The organism is Alteromonas abrolhosensis (assembly GCF_001953635.1).
Lineage (GTDB): Bacteria > Pseudomonadota > Gammaproteobacteria > Enterobacterales > Alteromonadaceae > Alteromonas > Alteromonas abrolhosensis.
Window position 1 is genome coordinate 519108 of record NZ_MEJH01000003.1, and the last position, 22412, is coordinate 541519.

The window sequence follows — 22412 nt, forward strand, 5'->3', positions numbered from 1 at the left end:
ACGCCTTAACATACTGTATTTAATAGCTATTTTAAAAACGCCATGCGGGATAGTAAAGAAAGTTGACACGTCTTACGATGGCACATTACCAACATAATGTTGCACATCTGTAAAATTCAGGGGAGAGGGTTCCCTCCCTATTTAAATAAAAGAAAAGCTCAAATAGCGGGGTCGAAAGAAGAATGAGCCTTCTCTCGCTCTTGGGTTTCCGTTAGGTCGAAACCCGTTTCTGCGAAATCTTCAGCGCTAATATTGTGTAAATTATCGGTACACACATCGCCACCTAGCGACTGAATGACCTTGCACATCTCTTCCACTTTGGTGTCCATTTGGTGCATGTGCTCTAGCATTATGCCCATCGCATTGGCCACAGGATCAGGGTTATCTGGCGCGACAGCATAGGCATCAAAACCATATTTTTGGGCAATTTTATCTCGCTCGGGGTTTACCGACGCATTCATCTCTTTTTGCTTCGAGATAATGATACGACCGGGGATCCCCACCGCTGTAGCGCCGTCAGGAATATCTTTTACGACCACAGAGTTAGACCCTACTTTAGCGTTTTCCCCTATAATAATCGGCCCTAACACTTTGGCACCAGCGCCGACTACCGCGCCTTTTTTAAGGGTCGGGTGGCGCTTACCTGCTTTCCAGCTAGTGCCTCCAAGAGTAACGCCGTGGTAAAGGGTGACATCGTCGCCAATTTCTGCTGTTTCACCAATGACCACACCCATACCGTGGTCGATAAACACCCGTCGTCCTAACGTGGCGCCGGGATGAATTTCAATCCCCGTAAGCCAGCGGCTAAAGGTTGATAAACTGCGTGCCAACCATTTCCATTCAGCCTTCCATAGTTTGTGACTGATGCGATGTAGCCACACTGCATGAAGGCCAGGATAGTTAGTTAGCACTTCAAAGGTGTTTCTGGCCGCTGGGTCGCGATGAAAAACACCTTGAATATCATCTTTTATACGGGCGAACATAGTGTTTACTCTTTTTCTTCTATCGCTGGTGCAGGGTCTGCGTCGCCAGAGTTAGCATTCTTCACCGATTTATCGATAGACGCCAATATTCCGCGTAATATATTAAGCTCTTGAGACTCAGGGCGTGCTCGGTTAAACAAACGGCGCAGCTTAGTCATAACCACCCCAGGGTGACTTTTGCGAATGAACGACGTGCCTTCCAGCGTGGTTTCCAAATGCTTATAAAAACGCTCTAAATCGTCATTTAGTGGATATTCTTCCTCAACACTTGGATATGTTTCGCGATTTAGATAGGCCATGCGAATTTCATAACAAAGGGTTTGCACTGCTGCTGCTAAATTAAGTGAGCTATATTCAGGGTTGGCTGGAATACACATATGGAAGTGACACTGCTGCAGCTCTTCATTAGTTAAACCACTGTTCTCACGCCCAAACACCAAGGCTACCGGGTATTTTTCAACTTCTTGGACCAGCTTTTCGCCACAGTCGCGCGGGCCTAACATAGGCCATGAATGAGTGCGAGAGCGTGCAGACGTCCCTACTACCAAGCCACAGTCTTTAACAGCCTCTTCCAGCGTGCTTACAATTTTCGCGTTAGCAAGCACATCACCAGCCCCTGCAGCCAATGCACTGGCTTGGCCGTCTGGCTCATTTACTGGGTCGACAAGATATAAGCTGCTCAGTCCCATGGTTTTCATAGCTCTTGCTGTCGAACCGATGTTTCCCGTGTGAGACGTGTTAACTAAAATAATGCGAATATTCTCGAGCATGCGTGTAATACCTACGTACTTATTTGGATAGCGTCTTTAATTCGATATTACGCGCTTTTGACGTACTATCTTACAGACCTTAATAGCGTTAAGTTTAACACAGCGGCAGTATAGATGGCTATTCACGCTATTGTGCTGGGAATTCATTTGCATCGCGCATAGATTCTGGTAGACTCCGCCCGTTTTCGAAAACAACTAGCTATTTTTTGTACAGTTAGTTTGTTTCATTGGTCTTTTACAATTGGTGGTTTATCTATGCATCCTATGCTGAATATTGCGGTGCGCGCTGCGCGTGCGGCTGGAACAGTTATTGTTCGTGGTTTTGAAAAACATAATGAAGTAGCAACAGAGTCAAAAGGCTTAAACGACTTCGTTACTCAAGTTGATAAAGAAGCAGAACAAGCAATTATTGCCAAAATTCAGCAGTCTTACCCGAACCATTGCTTCCTAGGTGAAGAATCGGGTGAAGTGTTGGGCACAGAAACTGATTATCAGTGGATCATCGATCCACTAGATGGCACCACTAACTTTGTAAAAGGCATTCCTCACTTTGCCGTTTCAATTGCACTTCTTCACAAAGGTCGCCTAGATCAAGCGGTTGTTTTTGACCCAATTCGCAGCGAACTATTTACTGCGAGCCGTGGTCAAGGCGCGCAGCTTAACGGTTATCGTATTCGTGCTTCTAAGCCTCGTGACCTTTCTGAAACCATTATTGCTACTGGCTTACCGTTTAAGAACAAGTCTCAATTTGGCGAGTATGCACTAAGCCTTAACAAAATTTTCCACGAAGTGGGCGACATTCGCCGCGCAGGTAGTGCAGCGCTAGACCTTGCTTACGTTGCAGCTGGCCGCCACGACGGTTACTGGGAGCGAGGCATTAAATCTTGGGATATCGCAGCAGGTGAGCTTATTGTTCGTGAAGCTGGCGGTTTGGTAACAGACTTTAAAGGCGGAAACGACCCGCTTCACAAAGGTGAAATTGTTGCTGGTAGCGTGAAGGTTGTTCAAGGCCTAGTTAAGCATCTTAAGTAAGAAGCACCTTAAATAAGAAACATCTTAAGTAAGAGCAGCTTAAATGAATTGCTTGTAAGCATATAAACTGAGCCGATTTACCAAGCACAGTTAAACAGTAAAGGCGCTATGACACGAATGACGTGACATAGCGCCTTTTTCTTTTTCTCACTTATAGTTTTCGTTTAACTTTAGGCCAAACAAAAATCTAAGTATTAAAAAGCGCTTGGCGACTTCGTATGTCAGTGCGCACCCCACAACGGTTATTAGCGTTATTAAAATAAATTCTCCGAGTGTCGACGATACACGGGAGCTCAAAAAGAACGCCGCCACCACAATTATAGTTTGATGCACCATATAGTAAGGCAATACGCCTTTGTTCAAATAGCTCACCACCTTACTCGGGTAAGACAAATATTTTCGACCGAACCCCAATATTGCTGCCAACCATGCCCAGTGATTAAGTACAACGATTACACCAACCAAAACACGAAACCCAGGCGACGACTCCATTAACTGCCCTGTAGGGCCTAGCATGTCGTGACGGTCTAAAATTATGACGCTGTAAAGTACTATCGCAATGGTTAAGCTTACGTGACGGGACTTCATAATTGCAGCATACAATGCGGGTCTAAGCACAACCACAATACCTACCAGCATCACAAAAAAGTACTTTGCATGACTATACCAATCATTAAGCAAGTCGTGCGACGTTGGATATGCTACTCGTAGCTCCAGCCATATGGCAGTCATGATCGCAACCACTAACACGCTAAACAGCGCCAAACTATCGAGTACTCTCAACGCCCTTACTTCCACAAATCTGATAAGCGGGAAAAGCAGCAATATGAAAGCGCTGTACACAAAAAGGTAAGGTAAAAACCAAAGGTGGTTCCACGTCAGTAAGCCAATTACCGATTGTGTGTCGATAAACAAGTCAGTGTTTGGATTGATGTAAGCAACGTAGAACTCGCTAAACGGCATGGCTAGTGCTCCGCTTACTGTCCACTCTACATAAACTTGTGGCGCGACGATAACAAACATACCGAATACAAGTGGAATTAATATCCGCAACGCCCTCTTCCCCAGTAGTGAAAGGGATACACGCCAGCGAGAGGTCGTTTGGCCATAAGCGCCGCGCAGCACGACGGTAAATACCATGGCAGAGATCAAAAATAATAAAGACATACGCCATTGGTTGGTCAATATCATCACGTCTTGTAGTAGTGGAAATTGCACGTCGCTTTTTATATGCCAGCCCCACTCTAAAACGTAATACATTCCGATGTGATAAAAAATGAGTACACCAAATGCGATGACACGCAGCGCATCCAACTCGAAATAACGCTGAGTGACAGGACTCTCGACCACGGCCGTCTCTCTCGCCTCCCCCTTTGAAGTTCTATTAACAAACGTTGCTTCCTGACCAACATATGCTTGCGTCAATGTCCTCACTCCTATTCAATAGTGTTTAACTAACGTGTTACATCTAATGTGATAGACGTCCGACAGCAAACGCCTAAGTGACGAGAATTAAGGGAAAAAGGGTTAAGCGGTGAATAACTGGGATGAAAAATGGAGTCAGTTTCTTAGGGATTCTGAATCAAAACATAAATACGCTGCATTTGTTTTGCTTACAGCCTATTTGTTTATAAACAATTCAATCAATGCTGCGTCTAGTTGGACTGAATTTTCTCGAAGCGACAATAACAGCGTAGCACTTTGGGAGCCGTACGTTTGGGAATACTCGAGTGCTTTGAGCACGGCTTTGCTCGTCATCCCATTAATTATCGCTATACGTATACTCGATCAGAAGGTAAAAATGGGAGCGACATGGTTTGGGTGGCATTTTGCTTTCGCCAGTTTATTTTCAATAGCCCATGTATCATTAATGGTAGCGTTTCGAAAGCTTGTCTATTTATTCTCTGAACGCAATTATGACTTTGGGATATGGCTCAATGAGTTCATCTACGAGTATCGAAAGGATGTATGGGGCTATATAACTCTGATTACTTTTTACTATATTGCACGGTTTGGCTATCAACGCTTAATTGGTGAAGCATCGCCTATTGCACGCGACACAACACAGATATCGAATGACAACGTGGCCAGCACCTTACCCGACTATTTATTGGTGAAAAAGCTCAATAAGGAGTTTTTAGTTCAAGTCACTGACATACAGCGAGTAGAAGCCTCAGGAAACTACATTAACCTTCATACTCACGTGGGCGTTTACCCCTTGCGTTATACCCTTGGCCGGTTTTGTGAAGAAGGAGCGCATCAAGGCTTTATGCGAGTGCACCGGTCGCACGCAGTGCGAATACCTGCCATTGTGTCTATAGGTTATGAAGAAACAGGGGATGGAACAATAATGCTCAATAACGGTCAATCAGTAGCGCTTTCTAGGCGATATAAAGATGATCTGAAACAAGCATTAGCCCCCAATCAGTAGTAAATTCCACTTTTGATAAAGCATAAAAAAACCGCATCGTAGATGCGGTTTTTGTGCGTTTCAAGCGTGTAAAACTAAGGCATAGGATCTAAATCTGCGCCTTCCTTTTCCACTTGTGGTGGCATTAGGTCTTCTTTACTAATACCCAATGCAAGTGCCACTGAACTTGCGATATACACCGATGAATAAGTACCAACCACTACACCGAACAATAAGGCGGTGGCAAATCCGTGAATAAGCGCACCACCCTTGTAGAATAATGCAACCAATACCAACACCGTGGTTAATGAGGTGATGATAGTACGGTTTAGGGTTTGCGTTAGCGAGATGTTGATAATCTCAACAGGCTCACCTTTACGAATTTTGCGGAAATTCTCACGAATACGGTCACACACAACGATGGTATCGTTAAGTGAATAACCAATTACCGCTAGTACCGCTGCAAGTACCGTAAGGTCAAATTCGATTTGAAGTACTGAAAACAAACCTAGCGTAAGTATAACGTCGTGAGCTAGTGCCGAAACTGACCCTAGAGCGAATCGCCATTCAAATCGCATTGCGACATAAACGAGAATACACAAGAGTGCGACTAGCATCGCAAGGCCGCCCTGCTCTGTAAGCTCTTCACCTACGTTAGGACCTACGAACTCGATACGACGCATATCAACCTCAGTACCGTCAGCGCGCAAGGCAGCTAGTACCTGTTCACCAATAGTTACGGCTTTAACGCCATCACGAGGCGCGATGCGGATAAGTACATCTTGGCTGCTGCCAAAATTCTGTACTATGGCATCTTCAAAATTTGCTTCGTTTAGCTGGGCGCGAATGCCTTCTAAATTAGCGGCATCTTCATAGCCAACCTCAATTAGCGTACCGCCAGTGAAGTCTAGCCCCCAGTTAAGGCTATTAACGCCTAGCGACACGAACGAACCTAAAATGAGTACCGTTGATAACACCATCGCAGGAATGCGAAGGCGCATAAAATTGACGGTATCGGATAGTTTTAATAATTGCATGTTACTTCCTTAAATCGCCAATTTCTCTACGCGTCGACCGCCCCATGCTGCGTTAACAATAACGCGCGTAACTAGGATTGCGGTAAACATCGAGGTTGCTATACCAATCATCAGTGTAATCGAGAAGCCTTTAATTGGGCCTGTGCCCACGGCAAAGAGGATTAAGCCTGCAATGAAGGTGGTAATGTTAGCATCTAGAATGGTAGAAAATGCACTGTCGTAACCTTGGTGGATCGCCTGCTGAGGGCTGCGGCCGTCACGTATCTCTTCTCGTATACGCTCAAAGATAAGCACGTTTGCATCTACCGCCATACCAACGGTCAGTACAATACCTGCCATACCCGGTAGCGTAAGCGTTGCACCAGGGATCATCGACATTATGCCCACAATCATAACCAGGTTTGTAATCAGAGCGATGTTCGCTACCACACCAAACGCTTTGTAGTAAATCAACATGAAAACAAGTACCGCTGCCAGACCATACATAATAGCCTGCATGCCCAGCTCAATGTTTTCTTTACCCAAGCTTGGTCCAACCGTACGCTCTTCAACAATTTGAATTGGCGCAATCAGTGCACCTGCGCGAAGTAGCAACGCTAAGTCACGGGCTTCTTTCGGTGAATCAAGACCTGTGATTTGGAACTTGCTACCCAGTTGCGCACGAATAGTCGCAACCGAGATAACTTGCTCGTGTTTTTCAAACACCAGCTTGCCGTCTTTGTTACGTTCGCCAGTCGACTTGTATTCGATAAACACCGTAGCCATTGGTTTACCAATATTGCCACGGGTTGAGCGAGACATCTTATTACCGCCTTCAGAATCCAGCGATATGTTTACATTCGGAAGCCCATATTCATCAACACCGCTATTCGCATCAATAATATGGCTACCGGTAAGCATAATACGCTTTTCAAGCAGCTGAGGAATGCCTTGCTGATCTTCAATCACTTGAGAGCCAGGAGGAACGCGGCCGTTCAATGCATCACGGATGTCGTTCTTCTGGTCCACCATGCGAAATTCTAGTGTTGCTGTGGCATTAAGAATCTCTTTCGCACGGGCGGTGTCTTGAATACCTGGAAGCTGCACAACAATGCGATCAGCACCTTGCTTTTGTACAAGCGGCTCAGCCACACCAAGTTGGTTTACACGATTACGAATAATGGTAATGTTTTGCTTAACCGCGTTGTCGCGAATTTCCTGAAGCTTGCTTTCAGCAAAAATAGCGCGAAGTGTTAAGTCATCCACCTGGTTAAAGGTAAGGTCGCGACTTTGGTTACGCAAAAAGAACTCTGCCTTGTCTAGCGCATCTTCATCACGGAACGTAATGTCGATATGATCGTCAACCTGTTTTACACCGCGATAACGAATGCCTTCTTCACGCAGTGAAGTACGGAAACCACCCTCTGCGTCTTCTAGCGACTTAGCAATCACTTCGGTCATATCCACTTCCATCAAGAAGTGAACACCACCGCGAAGGTCAAGACCTAGCTTCATTGGCGCGCCACCTAGGCCTTCAAGCCATTCTGGCGTGTCGGGGGCAAGGTTCATAGCCACGTAGTAGTCATCACCAAGCGCCTTTTCAAGCGTTTCGCGCGTAACAAGCTGGGTGTCAGAATCCGAAACGCGAACTAATATTTGTTCGTTCTCAAATTCAACACGTTTTGGAGAGATATTCTTTTCACTTAGCGCGGCTTTTACTTGTTCCACAGTGGCGTCAGTTACCACAGCGTCACGGCCTGCTGAGATTTGTACGGCGTGATCTTCACCGTAAATGTTAGGAAGCGCATAAAGTGCACACATTGCAACCACAATGAGTGCACTCAGTACTTTCCAAATAGAGTTTTTGTTTAGCACTGGATAATCCTTTCGTGCCAGTACCGGGAAGCGTCCCGGCCCCGGCTTTTGTTACTTACAGTGACTTCATCGTGCCTTTAGGCAGCACAGCAGTTACTGAAGACTTCTGAACAACGATGTTGTTTGAATCGTTAAGTGCAACTTCAATGAAGTCTTTTTCATCTGACACTTTAGTGATTTTGCCTACCAAACCACCTTGTGTTAGCACTTCATCACCTTTGCTAAGTGAAGATACTAGGTTTTTATGCTCTTTTACGCGCTTAGCTTGTGGGCGGTAAAGCAAGAAGTAAAAGATTAAACCAAATACAGCTAGCATGATGATCATTTCCATGCCGCCACCTTGCGGCGCACCAGCAGACTGTGCGTAAGCGTTAGAGATAAATAGGCTCATAAAATTCCCCAAATATTATCGTTGTTATAGTGCCGGAACCGGCAACCCTTTTTGTTCATAAAATTCTTGTACAAACTCATCAAGCGTACCTGCGTCAATCGCATCGCGAAGACCCTGCATCACACGCTGATAGTAGCGAAGGTTATGGATGGTGTTTAAGCGCGCACCCAAGATTTCGTTACACTTGTCCAAATGATGTAGATAAGAGCGAGAATAGTTTTTACAAGTGTAGCAGTCACAATTCTCATCTAATGGCGAGGTGTCGTTTCTGTGTTTCGCATTGCGAATCTTCACTACGCCTTCAGTCACGAACAGGTGACCGTTTCGGGCGTTGCGCGTGGGCATTACACAGTCAAACATATCGATGCCGCGACGCACAGACTCTACCAAATCTTCAGGTTTACCCACGCCCATTAAATAGCGAGGTTTATCTTCCGGAATTTTAGGCGCGGTATGATCGATAATGCGGATCATATCTTCTTTCGGCTCACCTACTGAAAGACCACCAATGGCGTAACCGTCGAAGCCAATAGCTTCAAGGCCAGCAAGTGAAACGTCGCGCAGACCTTCGTACATACCGCCTTGAATGATACCAAACAGTGCCGCTGGGTTATCGCCATGGGCTTCTTTACTACGTTTGGCCCAACGTAGTGACATTTCCATTGAAACGCGCGCTTCTTGTTCAGTAGCGGGGTACGGCGTGCACTCATCAAAAATCATCACGATGTCAGAGCCCAAATCGCGCTGAACTTCCATCGATTTTTCAGGCGTAAGTAAAATCTTTTCGCCGTTTATCGGAGAGCGGAATGTTACACCTTCTTCAGTAATTTTACGCAAATCACCCAAGCTAAACACTTGGAAGCCGCCCGAATCCGTAAGGATTGGCTTGTCCCAATTCATGAAGTCGTGCAGGTCGCCATGCTGGCGAATAATGCCTGTACCAGGACGAAGCATCAGGTGAAACGTGTTTCCAAGACAGATGTGTGCACCGCTGTCTTTTAATTCTTCAGGGGTCATTCCCTTAACAGTACCGTATGTACCTACGGGCATGAACGCAGGGGTTTCAACAACACCGCGTTCAAACACCAAACGACCGCGTCGTGCTCGGCCTTCGGTTTTTAACAACTCAAATTGCATGTGAAAGCATTCCCACTTTGGTGCGCTTTTGCGCTGGGTATAAAAATAAATTGGCGGCGATTATACCAGTAATTCGGCTGAGATCATGCCCCGTATCTATGTTTATCTGTAACTAAGCTAGAAAGGCCTGCAAAATACCGATTTACATGCCTTGTATCGTGGTCGAATGTGTTTAGGCGCGCTCAATAAACATTGAATCACCGTAGCTAAAGAATCGATATTCTTTCTCTATCGCTTCTTGATACGCCTTCATGACATTCTCTTTGCCAGCAAATGCGCTAATTAACATCATTAGTGTGGACTCTGGAAGGTGAAAATTGGTGAACATTGCGTCTACCACTTTAAACTCAAAACCAGGGTAGATAAAAATCTCAGTATCTTCGTTAAATGGCGCAATAACTTCCTCGTCACCGCGCTCTGCACTTGCCTTTGCCGCTGACTCCAAAGAGCGTACAGAGGTTGTACCCACTGCAATAACACGTTTACCGTTGGCCTTTGTGGTTAGAACTGCGTCAACAACGTCTTGTGGTACTTCGGCGAACTCTGCGTGCATTTTGTGCTCTTGAATATTATCAACGCGCACAGGCTGGAATGTACCCGCGCCAACGTGCAAAGTTACAAAGGCCAAATTCACACCTTTTTCTTTTAACGCAGCCAGTATTGCATCGTCAAAGTGTAGCCCTGCAGTAGGCGCCGCAACCGCGCCCGGCTTTTGATTGTAAACGGTTTGATAGCGCTCTTTGTCTGAACTTTCATCGGGACGGTCGATGTAAGGAGGTAGCGGCATGTGGCCATGGGCTTCTAGCAGCGTTAATACGGTCTCATCGTGGTCAAACTGTAAAATAAATAGCGCATCGTCTCGCCCTGTCACCGTAACATTCACTTTTTCTTCAAGAATAAGCGTAGTTCCAGGTTTAGGTGCCTTGCTCGCGCGAACATGCGCTAACGCTGTATTGTCTGACGTTATACGTTCGATCAGCACTTCAACCTGCCCGCCCGTTTCCTTTTTGCCCAGTAAACGTGCAGGAATAACCCGCGTATTGTTGAACACCAAGAGGTCGCCTGGCTCTACAAATTTCAGCATGTCAGCGAACATCGTGTGCGCTACATTGCCAGTTTTCCCATCTAAATGTAACAAGCGACTCGCTGTACGTTGCTGAGTTGGGTATTTGGCGATAAGTTTTTCGGGTAGCTCGAAGCTAAAATCTGATAGTTTCATAAATACGACTAAATTACGGCATAAAAGTTAGACAAAAGTAGAATATTAAGTGTTATTTAAGTTGCAACTAAAGGCTAATAAAAATAGATTCACAGATGAAGCCAAAGTCAAAATAAAAACAAAAAACATTAATTATCAACAAATTAAAAATTAACGTATATTATAAAATAACTTTATATTGAACACTATACGTACAATTCAATTTATTAAATAGCACTTAACTCCTTAAACGGTTAAGATACCTACAGATAGTGATGATGTTCTCCCATAAACATTCCTTATCATTCGTACCCAGCACTTGCTGGGTATTTTTTTATCTGCTTATTTTCCCTGCCTACCGTCACTCATCGCAACGTAATTGCGAAGCTTCGATTCCTCTGCGCGGCAGGTTAGTTGAATATCGATATCTTATAAACGGCGGTATTTTACGCTGTTTATTGCTGAAGATCAGTTAAGATTTCCTCTAAAAGCGCCGCATCTAATGGACGCGCCTTCAACACGTACAAAATCTGCAGAAGTAAATCGGCGCCCATAATACCTTTATTTACCTTATTTCTAAGGTTATCTGCGCTTTGCTCCACGCCAATCTCTTCCAGCCTTTGGCTTAACGCTTGATATTTTACGCCGCGCACAGACATCTCAGACTTCACAACTCTTGCTACCGTTTGCCGCCACGCATTTTTAGCACCTTGCGTATTTCCAGTGTTCACACAGCCTCCAAAAATCACACAAATGTGATATATATTTTACAAAAACACACTTTTTTACACTTATAGCATGTATTTAATGTTGACGATTATGGCACAACAGGTCTACACTGCAAGTCTAGATATTGGCGAAGATGAAAATAGTCGTTACAGTAACTTCGGTGGTTAATACAGCAAAGTATCTGTTTTTAATAAAGTGCAGTTGTATAACACACCACTTACACGACATTCATTTTCACAACTATCGCTTCAATAATTAAAGGAGAAAGGTATGAGCTGGGAACTGGAAAGCATCGAAGCCTTATTTAAAGAGCATGATGACTTTGTGGTAACACGTGAGGAAAACTGCTTACTTATTGCTAATCAAGACGGCATAGATGCCTGGCTTGCTATCAGCGGAGAGCAGATCTTAGTAGAGAGTCTTTTGTTTGCAGCGTCGGAAGTAAAAGATAAGCCAGCGCTAGATCATGAAATATTGTCTACTCATATGGTGTTCCCTTTGACCACGGTAGGCATTTCAAACATTGGTGGTGAAGAATACTACACTGCCTTTGGAGCGCTAAGTGCCCAGTCAAAAGCCGAAAGTATCGTTATTGAAGTGGAAACCCTGTTTCAGAATGTTGCATCTTTCTTAGATGCCTACGAAACACACCTTAACTAAAATTTACTTCTAAGGAGAAGCGAATGTCAGTGTGGAAAAAATTAGTAACTGCAGTAAAAGGTGGTGCAACCGAAGCTGCTCAATCTGTCGTAGACAGTCAGGCTATTCGAATTCTGGAACAAGAAATTAGAGAAGCCAAAGAAGAATTGCGCAAGTCAGACCATGCACGTACCCAAATTTTGGCGAAGTGCAAGCTTTCTCAACAAAAAGTAGATAGCTTCAATTCGTCAATTGCGGAATACGAAGCCCACGCGCGTAAGGCTATCGATAGCGACCGCCAGCTAGCGCTCGACTGTGCGCAAAAGGTGTCAGAACTTAAAGAAGAACGAGATCAGGAACAAACTTATCTTGATCAGTTCCAGCAGTCAGAAAAGCAACTGGCACAAAATATCCAACAGGCGAAAGCGAATTTACGTCGTTTAGAGCAGCAGGTGGATATGGTAAAAGCTACCGAAAGTGTTCAAAAAGCGCAGGTCGCCGTTTCTTCACGCCACATGGGCGCGAATAGTAAAATGAAAACCGCGACTGAATCGCTGTCTCGCATTCAGGAAAAGCAAAAGATGCGCAACGCTGAGCTGCAAGCAGCTGAAGAGCTAGCGAATAATGAATCTAACAGCGATTTAGAAAAACGCTTAGCGGAAGCGGGCATCAAAGGGGGTAAAACTTCTGCAGACGATGAGCTAGCGCGAATTCTAGGCAAGTAAAGTAAATGAATGGGAGCCAAGCGCTCCCATTTTTAATTCTTGTTACATAAATCTCTGCGAAAATTGTTAGATAACAAAGAGCTAACCTAGACAAACCAAGCACTTCAAGGCAGAGTAAGGGCACGCATAACAAGGGCTGTTTCTTTTATGTCTCAATGGATAAAACTGCGAAAAATCATGCTGCGGTATTTTGCAGAGTCTCGCTGGTACACCATTGTCGGTGCAACCGCATTTTACGCTGTAACAAGCTATTGGCTACTATACGCCGTAGGCGAGCATGACTTAATCGCTGACATCGACTTTATCTACTGGCTAGCGGTCACCGCCTCAACGGTGGGTTACGGTGATTTGTCGCCTACTACACCTGAGGGTAAATTAGTCGTAGCATTTTACGTCATTCCGCTGGGCTTAAGTATTTTCGCCATGGTCATTGGCCGGATTGCAGCTTGGGTTTCATTAACGTGGAAGAAAGGATTGTTAGGTATGAATAGCTTGATGCTAGATGAGCATATCTTGGTGATTGGGTGGAACGAGCAACGCACCATGCTATTGCTTGATTTAATTCTTAAAGAACGCGACGCTATGCCAGAGCGCCCAGATATCGTGCTGTGTGTGAAAGCAGATATAACAAATCCAATGCCCGGGGTAATTGAGTTTGTAAAAGTTGATTCGTTTAATAAAGACGAAGATATGGATCGCGCCTGTGTGGCCACAGCCAGAACTATTCTTATCGATAACCCTCAAGACGATGTCACCATGACGACCGCGCTGTATTGTACTAAGCGCAACCCTGATGCTCATCAAGTGGCCTATTTTGATGACGATAGCTTAGTAAACTTGTTGCAAGATCATTGCCCTAAAGTAGAGTGTACACCGAGCGTAGCAGTAGAGATGCTAGTAAAAGCGGCTTTCGATCCTGGTTCAAGCATGCTCCATCACGACCTGCTAAGCGTAGAAGAAGGCCAAGCGCAGTTTTCAGTAAAAATTCCTCCAAGCAGCAAAGCTATTTCTGTCGCCAAATTATTTATTAATTTAAAGCGTAAGCACGATGCAATCTTTATTGGCTATGCGCCAAATAGTCTGGTCAAAGAAATGGTGGTAAACCCGCCCTTAGACGCTACGTTAAATCCTGGCGACACCTTGTTTTATATAGCGGAGCGCCGCATAAACTCAATTAACTGGTCTTCCCTTGACGCTGATTAAGAGGCGCAAATATGTTTAGTAAATTATTTAAAAAATCAGAACCTAAAAAACCAAAGTCGCCTGAAATAATGGGTCTGTATTTAGGTGGTTCTTTCGAGTTAGATAACTTGAAGCTTTCGTTATTGGAGCCTGAGCTCACTATTGAAGGCGCAGCCCGTTCTCAGCTTATCCAAGCGGTAGGCGAAGCGCCTTTAGATACAGGTGGCACCCTACTTCGCTTTTACACCGACGACGATGGATTTTTACAGGTAGTCACTGATGGCGGCCTTTCTGAAAACCACATTACAGATGTTAAGCTGTGGCACTTTTACGAAACTAAAACCATTGGTAATACTGCTCAGTGGAATGACTGTTTGAAAAACGTTATCAGTCAGCCTACCTATGAGCTTGACGGAAAGGTTTTTACCCGTGTATGGGGTGCGGTAGGCGACGAGTCACCGCCTGTTGCCGTCACTGAAACTACCTATGAAGAAGACGGTGATGTGAGTACCACCGATCAGTTTATGATGCTGTACGAACGCCCCATCAGTAACGATAGAGTCGAAACACTGCTCGTTGTGGGTGAAGAGAAACAAGTAGGCAATAATTTAGATAGATGTTTGGTGATTTCAACGGGGTTTGATGTTGAACCTGCTGATATCACTATAAACGGTTAATAAAAAGGGAATAACTATGGATACGATCATGCAATCTTTGGCAGGCTTGGATAACTTTGCGCTTTACTTCGGCTTGTCGATTGTCTTTTTGTTTATCTTCAAGTTGGTGTACGCCTTGGTCACACCTCACGATGAATGGAAGCTGGTGAAAGAAGAGAAAAACGTCGCTGCGGCCATTGGCTTTGGGGGCGCAATTATCGGCTTTGCTATCGCTCTAGGCAGCGCAGCATCAAACTCTGTTGCTGTAGTAGACTTTGGTATATGGGCTGTGGTCGCAGTTGTCGCACAGTCACTCGCTTTTGCCATTTTACGCTTCAGCTTTATGCCAAAAATTGCAGAACGTATTAATAACAACGAAGTCTCAGCGGGTGTTATGCTTGCCAGTATGTCGATTGCCGTAGGCTTACTCAATGCTGCTTGCATGACCTATTAAGGGGGCAGCGATGACTGATAAACGAAATACTCAGCTTGATGTTATTGATAGCGTGCAAGGTGAGAAACCAATATTAAAGCGCACCAAACATATTGACCTTAGTCGCATGCGTAAGGGGTTTAGCGTAAAACCCTTAGCATTGGGTGTTGCCAGCGTTATTTTAAGTGGCTGTGGTGGCGAAAAAGAAGACGCCACCATTTATACCTCGCTAGAAGACTGTAAACAGGATTTTCCTGATGCTGTAGAACGTTGTGAAGCGGCATACCAGACAGCGGTCGACGAGGCCATGCGCACTAGTCCGCGCTTTAGCTCTGAATATGACTGTGAACATGAATTTGGCCCTAACCAGTGCCAATATGTGAATAATAGTAGCGGCAGCTTTTTCATGCCGTTCATGGCGGGCTACATGGTGAGCTCTCTGCTATCGCCAAATCGCTACTACTCACAGCCTTTATACACATCATACTCTTACAATTCACCGTTTCGTTCGCGCTGGGTAACCGCAGACGGCTATGTGTTCGACGGCGATATTCGTAAAAGAAAGTATCGCGTAAATAAGGACGTCTACAAACCTAAACCCACCGTAAATCGCACAATGAAACGAGGCGGTTTTGGTAGTAGTGTTCGTGCAAAATCGTCTTGGGGTAGCAGCAGCCGTAAAGGCGGCTGGGGCGGATAACTATGTTTAGAATGCCTTGCCAGCCTCGCAAGGGCTGGCAGCAGTTGGCTAACGAGTTTGGTTTTCATTTCCACACCATGTATGGCGAGCCATATTGGGATGAAAGTGCTTACTACCAATTCACGCTAGCGCAAATTGAAAACGACATCGAAGACCCAACAGCAGAATTACACCAGATGTGCTTAGCGGTAACTGAAGATGTGGTTAACAGTGAGGAATTACTTACTCGTTTTCGAATTCCAGAGCAACATTGGGACTTAGTAAGAAACAGCTGGTACGAAAGAGCTCCAAGCTTGTACTCCCGCCTTGACCTTGTCTATAGCGGTAAAGGGCCAGCTAAGCTGCTAGAAAACAATGCGGATACCCCCACCAGCTTATATGAGTCTGGTTTCTGGCAGTGGCTTTGGCTTTCACAAAATGTGGATGCCGGCAAACTCGCCCTGCACGCTGATCAGTTCAATAGCTTGCAAGAAAAGTTAGTTCATCGCTTTCGCGAAATAGCACTGCACTACAATATTAACCAACTGCATATGGCGTGTTGCAAAGATACTGTTGAAGACCGTGGAACCGTGCAATACCTACAAGACTGCGCTAAAGAGGCCGGGCTTTTGGCTGATTTTGTTTTTATTGAAGACATTGGGTTGGCGGACACGGGCGTTTTCACCGATCTTCAAGACGCGCCGATTACAGACTGCTTCAAGCTTTATCCTTGGGAATTTATGCTGCGCGAAGAGTTTGGCGACGTGTTAGAAGACGCCCAAGTTAATTGGATAGAGCCCCCGTGGAAATCAATAATTTCCAATAAAGCCTTGCTTCCCCAGCTTTGGAAGAAATTTGAAGGCCACCCTAACCTGCTTGCCGCTTATTTTTCAGATGAAATAAACACAAACGCGCTGTCAGGAAAGTGGATTAAAAAGCCCCTGTTTTCTCGAGAGGGCGCGAATGTTTCCATCATTGAAGGGGGAATTGAGAATAAGCTTAGCGATGGTCCCTACGGAGAAGAAGGCTATATTGTTCAAGCATTTGAACCTTTACCCGTTTTTGAAGGTAATCATACACTCATAGGTAGTTGGTTGGTGGATGACATGCCAGCAGGTATTTCAGTACGAGAAGATGCATCTGCTATTACCCAAGATCTCTCTCGCTACCTTCCTCATATTATTTTGTAATCTGCTTTAGGGCCTTTCGATGAAGCCGTTTTCTTTCCAAATTCGCGTTCTGCTGACGCTAGGTGCACTGCTAATCGTAATAGAAGTAGCAAACTTACTTACCGGCAATGCGCTTAATCAGTTTGGTGTTGTGCCTCGTACGCTCTCAACCTTGCCCTATATATTTACAGCCCCTTTCCTTCACGGCACGCCTACCCATTTGATGGCTAATTTGGTGCCTCTTTTGCTTTTCATGTGGCTCACCATGCAGTGGGGTAAACGGACCTTTCTCATTGCTACGTTAAGCGCACTACTCATAGGTGGTTTAGGAGTATGGTTGTTTGGTAGAAGCGCTACACATATTGGCGCGAGCGGCATGGTATATGGCTACTTCGGTTTCCTCGTGTTGGCAGGTTTTAGAAGTAACAAAGTGCGGTATTTACTTATTTCACTAGTAGTTGCGGCACTATATGGAGGAATGCTGGTTGGTGTGCTTCCTACATCGAAATTTATTTCCTTTGAATATCATCTGTTTGGCTTTATTGGTGGCTTATTTGCCGCATGGCACTGGGCACGCTAATTAGTTTACGTATAATTGGCCTTAAGATGAGACGTTGTAATTAGATATGTCAGCAGTACAAGAACCAACACAAAAGAATCAAGGCTTTTTCGGCAACCTAGCGTTTAACATTGTTATTCCTGTTGTACTGATGAGCTATGCAAGTTCAGAAGATTACTTAGGCCCTGCCTGGAGCATTGTGGCGGCACTTAGCTTCCCTATTGGGTATGGTCTTTGGGATTTAAAAGAGTCAGGAAAAGTTAACGGCTTTTCCATTTTAGGTATTATCAGTGTGCTCCTCACCGGTGGGTTCAGCTTACTAAAACTACCTGCCGAGTATATTGCCATCAAAGAAGCCACTATCCCAGGCATTATCGGTATTGCTGTGCTGGTAACCCAATACTCTAATAAACCCTTAGTCAAAATGCTTATTTTGAACGATCAGATCATAAATTGGCCACACCTAAACCAGGTACTTGATGCGAAAGGCAAGCAAGGTGAGTTTAAAAAGAAAGTTGCAGTAAGCTCCTATATCGTAGCAAGTTCGTTTTTCCTCTCTTCAGCTCTAAACTATATCTTAGCTAAAATGATTTTAGTTAGTGAGCCGGGCACTACGGCATACACTGAAGAGCTAGGTCGAATGACTGCGCTCAGCTACCCTGTTATTGTTATTCCAAGCATGATTTTGCTCATTGCAGCGCTTTGGTACCTGTTCGCTCAAATCAAAAAAATTACCGGCGAAGAACTCGATAACTTCATTAATCAATAATTGTAAAGACACCGTGCTCTTGTAGGGCGGGAAAAGATAGCGGCGTCCTCTAAGAGCCGCTTTAAATTGATGTGTTATTAATAAATAGACCAGTTTATGCGTTCACTTAAGGACGTTAAGGCTGCCACGCCTAGTTGAGAATTCCCCACGCTATTAAGGGCCGGTGAAAATACACATATTGAAAAGCGCCCAGGCACAACGGCTACAATACCACCACCCACGCCACTTTTACCCGGTAAGCCTACTTTAAAAGCGAAACTCCCCGCTTCGTCATACATACCACTGGTTGCCAAAAGTGCGTTCACCTGTTTAGTTTGATATGGGGTTAGCACACGTTGGTTGGCACAGGTTGAAAACCCTGCATTGGCAAGAAAGCTAGTTGAACGCGCCAGGTCTTCACAACTCATTTCTAATGCGCAGTTGTGAAAGTAGTTTCGTAGCACATCTTCAACGTCATTTTCGAAGTTTCCATAGGCCTTCATCAAATACGCCATTGCCGCATTGCGAGAGCGGTGCTCGTACTCCGATTCAGCCACCACCTTATTCACCACTATGTCACCGTTACAGCTTAAGCGCCTTACAAAATCTCGCATGGCAATATAGGGCGAGGCAAACCGAGATTGCACCATGTCACTTACAACCAGCGCGCCTGCGTTTATAAAAGGGTTACGAGGAATGCCGTTTTCGTATTCTAATTGCACTAAAGAGTTAAACGGCAGGCCAGATGGTTCGCAGCCAACTCGCTCCCACATGGTTTCACCATAGTGGTTGATGGCCAGCACAAGATTAAAGACTTTTGAAATACTTTGGATAGAAAAAGGAACACTCGCATCGCCTATAGAGGTGATTTCACCGTTAGTATCGCAAATTGAAATGCCAAACTGTCTTGGGTTGACGGTGGCCAGTGCTGGAATATAGTCGGCAACTTTCCCCATACCCAACATAGGTTCAACTTCATCGTATATATCTTGAAGTAAAGCCAGCATTTCGTTGTTCATTGTTCCCCTTTCCTGTTTACTACAGATAAAAATAAAGCGCCTGTTATATCAACGTCGGCGCTTTAGCTTTTATACTTACTTTGCAGTGATTAGTTACAGCGCCAATCTTCCTTAAAGTCACACAGACCATCGTCATCTTCATCTGACGTAAGCTCTATGTTGGTCGATGTCTCTTTTGGTACTGTATTTAAGTTAGAATCGATTTTTACTGGCTGCTTTTTATCGATAAAATTGAAAATTGTCTTTGCAATATCTGTATTATCAATTTGGCCCATAAGCGATTGATAGCCAGCACCAAAAGCAAATACTTCAACATCTACCCCAGTGTGGCCAACGGTAGTCCAACCTGTATTTGTTTTTGTATCTAAAAAAGTCTTTACTGCCATAAAGCGCGTTTTGTCATCCTGATTTGATACGCTATCTAGTGTGGCCAGCTCTTCGTCGCTCAACGTCAACCCAAGTTTTTGTGCAACGAACTCGCCTGGGTTTTCCTCATTGGCCATTTCAAGTGCAATCGTCATTACCGAGGCTGACATCGATTTAAGGTGCTCTGGGCTCCAGCGGTAGTCACCGTTAGCGCCAATAGTTAAGCCACCTGTACTGTGATCTGCTGTCAAGATTACCAAGGTGTCAGGGTTTGCCTTTACATAATCACGCAAATATTCCATGGTTAGCGCCAGGTCGTGCATTTCAGCCATGGCAGAAGCAATGTCGTTTGCGTGACCAGCCCAATCTACTTGGCTTGCCTCAACTAAAAGAAAGAACCCATTTTCATTTTCTAAGTGCTTAATGGCGTGTTGAGTTAAATACTCAAGACGGTTTTTACGCTTATCATCAAGCACCGCTGGCAGTGCCACAGGCGCAAACAGACCAAGTACATTACTTCCTACAGGTACCGAAGCTAAACGGTTATATGAATCAGCGTATTCGTAGCCAGCATCGATAAACTGCGCAAGAATATCTCTATCATCACGCTCAAAGTAAGAAGTACCGCCACCCAACATTACGTCAGCAACAAATTTACCGTCGACACGAACATCAAAGAAATCTTCTGCAATTTCATTGTAGTTCTTACGGCTTTCGTTGTGTGCAATGTACGAAGCTGGCGTTGCATGAACAATTTGAGACGTTACCGCTAAACCTGTACGCATGCCTTTACTTTTCGCATGGTACATAACTGAATTAATTGGCTGTTTATTTACATCGACACCAATGGCACCGTTGTACGATTTGATGCCAGTAGCAAGAGCAGTTGCGGCCGCTGCTGAATCGGTAACATAACCAGAGACGCGAGCAGGATACGTTGAAGCATTGCCCACCAAAATGTCGTCGAAGACAACAGGCTCTATTTTCGGTGTTGACGGGTCATCTACATAGTTGCGATATGCCGTGGTGTAAGCTGGCCCCATACCGTCGGCAACGACCATAATAATATTTTTCGGCACGCTTTGAGTTTTGGTACCGTTTACACTTGCTGATTCGGTTGTAGATTCAGTGATACCACAACCCGCAAGAACAGCAATAGACGCACAACTTACTAATGATGTGCGAACAAATTGTTTAATCATTTAAACTTCCCTGAGTAAGTAAAGGTATCCACTGGGATTTTTACCCGCAGATACTACAAAATCGACACTATCGCGAATGATTCTTTGGTGATCATAAAGGTGTTAGCAAAGCGATAAGAGGCAATAGTGTAAAACAGGCAGGCAAGATGCTCAAAGCTTTTGGATAAAATAACCAGGGGGTGAGATGACTAGGTCGTCATCTCGTTAAATAGGTAACTTACTGAATGGGGAGACTTACTTGTTCTGTGCCTCAAGGTATTCACGCATGCGCTGTTGAGCAACATCCACCAGCATGTCTGGCTGAAATTTTGAGATAAATCTGTCACACCCTACCTTTTCCACCATGGCATCATTAAAGCTTCCGCTTAGCGAAGTATTAAGTGCTATAAATAAATTGCTCATGCGGGGGTCGTTGCGCACTTCTGAAGTAAGTCGATAGCCGTCCATTTCCGGCATTTCTGCGTCGGTGAACATAAGCAGAATTTCGTCGGTAGGATTTTTACCTTCATCGGCCCACTTTTTGAGTAATGCTAACGCTTCAGCACCGTTTTTTCGTTCGATAATCGTGATACCGAGCTGCTCTAACGTATCCTTTATTTGTTTTCTTGCCGTGCTTGAGTCGTCCACTATCAACACTTTTTTACCTAGAAAGTGGTTAACTATCTCTTTATCCAGCACTTCTTCAGAAATAGATGTGTCGTAATCGATAATTTCCGCGAGTACTTTTTCGACGTCGATGATTTCTACCAGCTCTTGTTTACCCTCAACATTCACCTGAGTTATGGCGGTTAAATAATTGGATTTTCCAATTCCGCTCGGGGGTGGCTGAATAGTTCCCCAAGAGGTATTTACGATGTTTTTTACTTCACCGATAATAAAGCCCTGCACACTTCTGTTGTATTCAGTGATAATGACATTCTTCGCTGTTGCCTGTGTGGCTGCACCGCGCATTTTTATTGCCTGACGCAAATCGATAATTGGGATGGAACTTCCGCGATAATTCATCACACCTTTAAGGTTGTGATGTGAGCCAGGCATTATATTGAGCTTGGGTACGTTTATGACTTCTTTTATCTTGAAGACGTTCATTGCGAAAATGTGTCGCGTTCCAAGCTGAAACATCAAAAGCTCAAGCCTGTTCTCGCCCACAAGCTTGGTTCTTTGGTCAACCGACGACAATACACTGCTACTCATAACACCCACTTTTCATATTATAATCAACAAGCTGTAGTGAATATGGCGAACACTTCAAGGCCAATTCGTCTAGCATGATGTTTTAGACCTAAATTTACCTTGCCCACAGTGGCAAAGCTATTACCCTTTTAGCTAATAGACAGACGAAATAACCAGCGCCTGTAAGACTTCATGCCTAATGTCGAAGCCCCCTTCACTTCGTAACTTCACCCCTAACATCAAACAACCAATGTAAAGCGAGCGAATACCTCTCTCTCGCAGAGGATAGTTCAAGCATACGCCAGAACCAAACATTCACAA

General features: G+C 44.7%; 23 protein-coding genes. 11 read left to right on the forward strand and 12 right to left on the reverse strand.

Annotated features, from left to right (window positions below):
- Positions 1-158 precede the first annotated feature (158 nt).
- Positions 159-983, reverse strand: a complete 825-nt coding sequence (gene cysE / locus BGK61_RS04425; protein WP_076010951.1) for a serine O-acetyltransferase — start codon at positions 981-983, stop codon at positions 159-161.
- 5 nt (positions 984-988) lie between these two features.
- Entirely contained in the window at positions 989-1753 is a 765-nt protein-coding gene (trmJ, locus tag BGK61_RS04430) for a tRNA (cytosine(32)/uridine(32)-2'-O)-methyltransferase TrmJ (protein ID WP_014999064.1), read from the reverse strand.
- Between the two features lie 255 nt (positions 1754-2008).
- Between trmJ and suhB the strand changes: the two genes are divergently transcribed.
- Entirely contained in the window at positions 2009-2785 is a 777-nt protein-coding gene (gene suhB / locus BGK61_RS04435; RefSeq protein WP_014950183.1) for an inositol-1-monophosphatase, read from the forward strand.
- Between the two features lie 147 nt (positions 2786-2932).
- On the opposite strand, the gene BGK61_RS04440 is transcribed toward suhB, so the two are convergent.
- Positions 2933-4210, reverse strand: a complete 1278-nt coding sequence (locus BGK61_RS04440; RefSeq protein WP_076010952.1) for an acyltransferase family protein — start codon at positions 4208-4210, stop codon at positions 2933-2935.
- A gap of 109 nt (positions 4211-4319) precedes the next feature.
- Here BGK61_RS04440 and BGK61_RS04445 point away from each other — a divergent pair, with 109 nt between their 5' ends.
- Complete coding sequence (locus BGK61_RS04445) at positions 4320-5216, forward strand: LytR/AlgR family response regulator transcription factor (protein WP_076010953.1); 897 nt, start codon at positions 4320-4322, stop codon at positions 5214-5216.
- Between the two features lie 74 nt (positions 5217-5290).
- Here BGK61_RS04445 and secF read toward each other — a convergent pair whose 3' ends face one another.
- The 6 genes from secF to BGK61_RS04475 all read right to left on the reverse strand — a co-directional run bounded on the left by secF (position 5291) and on the right by BGK61_RS04475 (position 11543).
- Positions 5291-6232: a protein translocase subunit SecF gene (secF, locus tag BGK61_RS04450; RefSeq protein ID WP_014977044.1), complete on the reverse strand. Its 942-nt coding sequence runs from the start codon at positions 6230-6232 to the stop codon at positions 5291-5293.
- A gap of 9 nt (positions 6233-6241) precedes the next feature.
- Positions 6242-8086 carry a protein translocase subunit SecD gene (secD, locus tag BGK61_RS04455; protein WP_014979839.1) on the reverse strand — a complete coding sequence of 615 codons (1845 nt, stop codon included), beginning with the start codon at positions 8084-8086 and terminating at the stop codon, positions 6242-6244.
- A gap of 55 nt (positions 8087-8141) precedes the next feature.
- A complete protein-coding gene (gene yajC, locus BGK61_RS04460; protein WP_014979840.1) occupies positions 8142-8477 on the reverse strand; it encodes a preprotein translocase subunit YajC in 336 nt (111 codons plus the stop codon).
- A gap of 24 nt (positions 8478-8501) precedes the next feature.
- The gene (gene tgt, locus BGK61_RS04465) at positions 8502-9614 is read right to left on the reverse strand and encodes a tRNA guanosine(34) transglycosylase Tgt (protein ID WP_014950189.1); all 1113 of its coding nucleotides are present in this window, start codon (positions 9612-9614) and stop codon (positions 8502-8504) included.
- A 172-nt stretch (positions 9615-9786) separates the two neighbouring features.
- Positions 9787-10833, reverse strand: a complete 1047-nt coding sequence (gene queA, locus BGK61_RS04470; protein WP_014950190.1) for a tRNA preQ1(34) S-adenosylmethionine ribosyltransferase-isomerase QueA — start codon at positions 10831-10833, stop codon at positions 9787-9789.
- Between the two features lie 434 nt (positions 10834-11267).
- Positions 11268-11543, reverse strand: coding sequence for a DUF6471 domain-containing protein (locus BGK61_RS04475; RefSeq protein WP_014950191.1), 276 nt, complete (start codon positions 11541-11543; stop codon positions 11268-11270).
- 268 nt (positions 11544-11811) lie between these two features.
- On the opposite strand from BGK61_RS04475, the gene BGK61_RS04480 reads away from it, so the two are divergent.
- From BGK61_RS04480 to BGK61_RS04520, 9 genes are all read left to right on the forward strand, one after another.
- The gene (locus tag BGK61_RS04480; RefSeq protein ID WP_014950192.1) at positions 11812-12201 is read left to right on the forward strand and encodes a DUF2170 family protein; all 390 of its coding nucleotides are present in this window, start codon (positions 11812-11814) and stop codon (positions 12199-12201) included.
- Between the two features lie 23 nt (positions 12202-12224).
- Positions 12225-12905: a PspA/IM30 family protein gene (locus BGK61_RS04485; RefSeq protein ID WP_014999072.1), complete on the forward strand. Its 681-nt coding sequence runs from the start codon at positions 12225-12227 to the stop codon at positions 12903-12905.
- Positions 12906-13052: 147 nt separating this feature from the next.
- On the forward strand, positions 13053-14108 hold the full coding sequence (locus tag BGK61_RS04490; RefSeq protein ID WP_014999073.1) for a potassium channel family protein: 1056 nt from the start codon (positions 13053-13055) through the stop codon (positions 14106-14108).
- Between the two features lie 11 nt (positions 14109-14119).
- The gene (locus BGK61_RS04495; RefSeq protein WP_014999074.1) at positions 14120-14764 is read left to right on the forward strand and encodes a YjfK family protein; all 645 of its coding nucleotides are present in this window, start codon (positions 14120-14122) and stop codon (positions 14762-14764) included.
- Positions 14765-14780: 16 nt separating this feature from the next.
- Complete coding sequence (locus BGK61_RS04500; protein ID WP_076010954.1) at positions 14781-15197, forward strand: DUF350 domain-containing protein; 417 nt, start codon at positions 14781-14783, stop codon at positions 15195-15197.
- A 10-nt stretch (positions 15198-15207) separates the two neighbouring features.
- A complete protein-coding gene (locus BGK61_RS04505; protein WP_014999076.1) occupies positions 15208-15876 on the forward strand; it encodes a DUF1190 family protein in 669 nt (222 codons plus the stop codon).
- A 2-nt stretch (positions 15877-15878) separates the two neighbouring features.
- Positions 15879-17045: a glutathionylspermidine synthase family protein gene (locus BGK61_RS04510; protein ID WP_076010955.1), complete on the forward strand. Its 1167-nt coding sequence runs from the start codon at positions 15879-15881 to the stop codon at positions 17043-17045.
- Positions 17046-17064: 19 nt separating this feature from the next.
- Positions 17065-17604, forward strand: coding sequence for a rhomboid family intramembrane serine protease (locus tag BGK61_RS04515; protein ID WP_076010956.1), 540 nt, complete (start codon positions 17065-17067; stop codon positions 17602-17604).
- Positions 17605-17650: 46 nt separating this feature from the next.
- Complete coding sequence (locus BGK61_RS04520; protein ID WP_076010957.1) at positions 17651-18352, forward strand: VC0807 family protein; 702 nt, start codon at positions 17651-17653, stop codon at positions 18350-18352.
- A 77-nt stretch (positions 18353-18429) separates the two neighbouring features.
- Here the strand turns inward: BGK61_RS04520 and glsB are convergent, their stop codons facing one another.
- The 3 genes from glsB to BGK61_RS04535 form a co-directional block, all read right to left on the reverse strand.
- A complete protein-coding gene (gene glsB / locus BGK61_RS04525; protein WP_014999079.1) occupies positions 18430-19338 on the reverse strand; it encodes a glutaminase B in 909 nt (302 codons plus the stop codon).
- A gap of 101 nt (positions 19339-19439) precedes the next feature.
- Positions 19440-20918 carry an alkaline phosphatase gene (locus BGK61_RS04530; protein WP_076010958.1) on the reverse strand — a complete coding sequence of 493 codons (1479 nt, stop codon included), beginning with the start codon at positions 20916-20918 and terminating at the stop codon, positions 19440-19442.
- Between the two features lie 234 nt (positions 20919-21152).
- On the reverse strand, positions 21153-22112 hold the full coding sequence (locus tag BGK61_RS04535) for a chemotaxis protein CheV (protein ID WP_076010959.1): 960 nt from the start codon (positions 22110-22112) through the stop codon (positions 21153-21155).
- Positions 22113-22412: the final 300 nt, after the last annotated feature.